This is a genomic window from Halomonas sp., from assembly GCF_041689495.1.
Taxonomy (GTDB): domain Bacteria; phylum Pseudomonadota; class Gammaproteobacteria; order Pseudomonadales; family Halomonadaceae; genus Halomonas.
Map to the genome: position 1 here is coordinate 1 of NZ_JBDNGD010000335.1, position 4,222 is coordinate 4,222.

4 protein-coding genes are annotated in these 4,222 nt (G+C 61.8%); all 4 read left to right on the top strand.

Annotated features, from left to right (window positions below; all coding sequences use genetic code 11):
- The first annotated feature begins 167 nt into the window (after nucleotides 1-167).
- Nucleotides 168-2,072 (top strand): tRNA uridine-5-carboxymethylaminomethyl(34) synthesis enzyme MnmG, encoded by a 1,905-nt coding sequence (mnmG, locus tag ACESMD_RS10700; protein ID WP_372612990.1) that lies wholly within the window; start codon nucleotides 168-170, stop codon nucleotides 2,070-2,072.
- Complete coding sequence (gene rsmG / locus ACESMD_RS10705; RefSeq protein ID WP_372612992.1) at nucleotides 2,069-2,725, top strand: 16S rRNA (guanine(527)-N(7))-methyltransferase RsmG; 657 nt, start codon at nucleotides 2,069-2,071, stop codon at nucleotides 2,723-2,725. Before mnmG ends, rsmG begins: the two co-directional genes overlap by 4 nt.
- Nucleotides 2,726-2,766: 41 nt before the next feature.
- Complete coding sequence (locus ACESMD_RS10710) at nucleotides 2,767-3,537, top strand: ParA family protein (protein ID WP_372612994.1); 771 nt, start codon at nucleotides 2,767-2,769, stop codon at nucleotides 3,535-3,537.
- A gap of 35 nt (nucleotides 3,538-3,572) precedes the next feature.
- A partial coding sequence (locus tag ACESMD_RS10715; RefSeq protein ID WP_372612996.1) for a ParB/RepB/Spo0J family partition protein occupies nucleotides 3,573-4,222 on the top strand: 650 nt, incomplete at its 3' end.

Sequence of the window (4,222 nt, forward strand, 5' to 3'; positions counted from 1 at the left end):
TTACAACAACAACAGAACTTCTCTCTATTAATATGTATTAATTGATAATCCCTGGTCCATGAGGAGCCCGGTCGAGGAATCGGGGTGTGGAAAACCCTGACGATCATCCACAGGGGGTTTATACTGCCCCGTTGATCGATCACCCGAACGAAACCATGAGGTGGCCCTTGAATTACCCAGACCGCTTCGACGTCATCGTCATCGGCGGTGGCCATGCGGGAACCGAAGCCGCTCTGGCCTCCGCTCGCATGGGCTGTCAGACCCTGTTGCTCACTCACAACATCGAGACCCTGGGCCAGATGTCCTGCAACCCCGCCATCGGCGGGATCGGCAAGAGCCATCTCGTCAAGGAAATCGATGCGCTGGGCGGTGCCATGGGGGTTGCCACTGATCTGGGGGGGATCCAGTTCCGTGTACTCAACGCCCGCAAGGGACCGGCGGTCCGCGCCACTCGGGCTCAGGCAGACCGGATTCGTTACAAGGCCGCCATACGAGGCCTCCTGGAAAACCAGACCAACCTGACCCTCTTCCAGCAAGCCGCCGGTGATCTGATCGTCGTGGACGACAACGTGCGTGGCGTGGTCACCGAAACGGGGATTCGCTTTCTTGGCGAGACCGTGGTGCTCTGTACCGGGACATTTCTGGGCGGCATCATCCATATCGGTCTCAACCAGTCCCGTGGTGGGCGTGCCGGTGATCCCCCTTCGAACGCCCTTGCCCAACGCCTGCGAGCCTTTCCCTTCCGGGTCGACAGGCTCAAGACCGGCACGCCTCCCCGCCTGGATGCCAGGAGCATCGATATCCCACGACTCGAAGAGCAGCCGGGTGACACGCCGACTCCGGTGATGTCCTTCCTCGGCAATGCTGGACAGCATCCGCGTCAGGTGAGCTGTCATATCGCCCATACCAACGAGCGAACCCACGAGATCATCCTGGCGAATCTCGACCGTTCGCCGATGTACTCTGGCGTGATCGAGGGGATTGGCCCCCGTTACTGTCCTTCCATCGAGGACAAGGTCCATCGCTTCGCCGACAAGGCCAGCCATCAGATCTTCATCGAACCCGAGGGGCTGGATACCTATGAGCTCTACCCCAACGGCATTTCGACCTCACTGCCCTTCGATGTGCAATTGCAGGTGGTGCGCTCGATCGAGGGTCTGGAAAATGCCCACATCACCCGGCCGGGCTATGCCATCGAATACGATTTCTTCGATCCACGGGATCTCAAGCACTCCCTGGAAACGAAATTTATCCATAACCTCTTCTTCGCAGGGCAGATCAACGGCACTACCGGGTATGAGGAGGCCGCAGCCCAGGGGCTTCTGGCAGGATTGAATGCGGCGCGGAGGACACATGGCCTGGACGCCTGGTGGCCGCGTCGCGACGAGGCGTATCTGGGCGTGCTGGTCGACGATCTGATCAGCCTGGGAACCAGAGAGCCCTATCGCATGTTCACCTCGCGGGCCGAGTACCGACTCCTGCTCAGGGAGGACAATGCCGACCTGCGACTCACCGAGACCGGTCGTGAGCTGGGTCTGGTGGACGATGATCGCTGGCGGGTCTTCGCTACCAAACGCGAGGCCATCGAACGGGAAAGCGCACGGTTACAGTCGACCTGGGTGCAGCCCAGCAGCGCCGCTGGCCAGGCGCTCGAGAAGACCCTCGGCAAGGGGCTTGCTCGCGAATACAGCCTGATGGATCTGCTCAAGCGCCCGGAGCTGACCTATGCCGATCTCGCCCGCCTTCCCGGTATGGAGACCACGACCGTCGAGGACGAGGCAGTGGTTGAACAGGTTCAGGTCCAGGCGAAATACCAGGGCTATATCGCGCGACAGCAGGATGATATCGACAGGCTCAAGCGCCATGAGGGAACCGTCCTGCCGTCCGATCTGGACTATGCCGCGGTACAGGGGCTCTCCCACGAGATTCGCCAGAAGCTCGAGGAAGCGCGCCCGCACACCCTGGCCCAGGCTTCACGGATCTCCGGTGTGACCCCGGCCGCCGTTTCCATCCTGCTGATCCACCTCAAGAAGCGTCGCCTGCTGAACGATCAGAAGGTCGCCAGTGCATGAGTTCCCTCGGTGATGCCAGGGTCGAGTCGCGGCTTGATGACGGGCTTTGTGCACTGGAGATCGGAGTGGACGAAGGGCAGCGGGCCCGCCTGCTGCAATTGGTGGCGCTGTTGCACAAGTGGAACCGCGCCTATAACCTCACGGCGATACGTGCACCCGATGACATGGTCGTGAAGCACCTGCTGGACAGTGCCGCCGTGCTGCCCTTCATCAAGGGACCGACGCTGCTCGATGTGGGTGCCGGGGCCGGTCTCCCGGGACTGGTGCTGGCGATCCTCAAGCCGGAACTGCGTGTCACCCTGCTGGACAGCAACGGCAAGAAGGTACGTTTTCAACGCCAGGCCGTCCTGGAACTGGACCTTCCCCGGGTGACACCGGTGCAGGCCAGGGTCGAGGGATTCGATGGCCAGTTCGATCAGGTCATTTCCCGGGCATTCGCCAGCCTGGGGGACTTCGTCACCCTCACTCATCGCCTGGTGGCGCCCGGTGGGCAGTGGCTGGCCATGAAAGGTCCTGCCGTGGAGGAGGAACTCACCGACTTGCCCGGGAATGTTCGTGCTGTGTCATGTCCTTCCCTGGTGATACCCTTCGAGACAGCGAGTCGACGACTCGTGATCCTCGAAGGTACCGAACCGTCCCGAGGTCGCCCCTGAGGCGTTTGATCCAGGAAGAACGCGTTATTAGGGAGTTTTCCGTGACCAAGATTATCGCCCTTACCAACCAGAAGGGCGGCGTGGGAAAGACCACCACGGCCGTCAACCTCGCCGCCAGTCTGGCGGCGCTTGAGCGCCGTGTACTGCTGGTCGACCTCGACCCCCAGGGCCATGCCACCATGGGCAGTGGTGTCGACAAGCATAGTCTCGAGGCCAGTGTCCTCGATGTGCTGCTCGATGGCCGCCAGGCTGCCGAGGTCATCATCGACTGTCCCGCAGCGGGCTTCGCCCTCCTGCCGGGCAACGGTGACCTGACCGCGGCCGAGGTCGAACTGCTCGACCGCGAGGAAGGCCGTGAACGCTGTCTCGTCGAGGCACTCGATGATATAGCGACCGAATATGATGTCGTGCTGATCGACTGTCCGCCCTCGTTGAACATGCTCACCGTCAATGCCCTGACCGCCGCCAATGGTGTCCTGATTCCCCTGCAGTGCGAGTTCTACGCCATGGAGGGGCTCTCGGCATTGCTGGATACGGTCGAGCAGATCAAGGATAGCGTGAACCCCGACCTAGAGATCTACGGGATCCTCAGAACCATGTTCGATTCACGCAACAGCCTGACACGCGATATCAGCAAGCAACTCCGCGACTACTTCGGCGATGCCCTGCTAAAGACCACTATTCCGCGCAATATCCGGGTCGCCGAAGCACCGAGTCATGGCTTGCCGGTGACCAAGTACGCGCGCTTTTCACGAGGCAGCCAGGCGCACCGGGTACTGGCCAAGGAATTGATTCGCCGCCTGTCGCTCTAGACAACAGGTGATGACTGCTGTGATGAGGATTGTCGATGACGCGTAAACGCGCCCTGGGGCGTGGCCTGGATGCCCTGATCGGGGCAGGTGCCCGCCGCCGCGAAAGCCTCGATCTCCCCGAGATCGATTCACTGCAGGTGCCCGAGGCGGAGACGCCACCCGCACCCCCCATGGAAGAGCGGCTCGAACGCCTGCCATTGAGCCAGCTGACGCGGGGCAAGTATCAGCCGCGTCGCGACATCCAGCCTGAAGCCCTGGAGGAGCTGGCCGACTCGATCCGCGCCCAGGGTGTCATGCAGCCCATCGTGGTCCGGCCGGTCGGCGAGAATCGCTACGAGATCATTGTCGGGGAACGTCGCTGGCGTGCCGCCCAGCTTGCCGAACTGGACGTTATCCCCGCGGTGATTCGCGAGGCCAGCGATGAGGTGGCCTTGGCCCTGGCGCTGATCGAGAATATCCAGCGCGAGAATCTCAATCCCGTCGAGGAGGCCATGGCGCTCAAGCGTCTCCTCGAGGAATTTGAACTGACCCAGCAGCAGGTCGCCGATGCCGTGGGCAAGTCCCGCACTCAGGTCACCAATCTCCTGCGACTGCTGGCACTCGACCCTCAGGTGCAGACCCTGCTGGAGCGTGGTGATCTGGACATGGGCCATGCCCGTGCCTTGCTTGCCTTGACTGGGGCAAA

Coding starts and splice junctions, on each gene's coding strand:
- rsmG (WP_372612992.1), top strand. CDS start 2,069: ATGAGTTCCCTCGGTGATGCCAGGGTCGAGTCGCGGCTTGATGACGGG.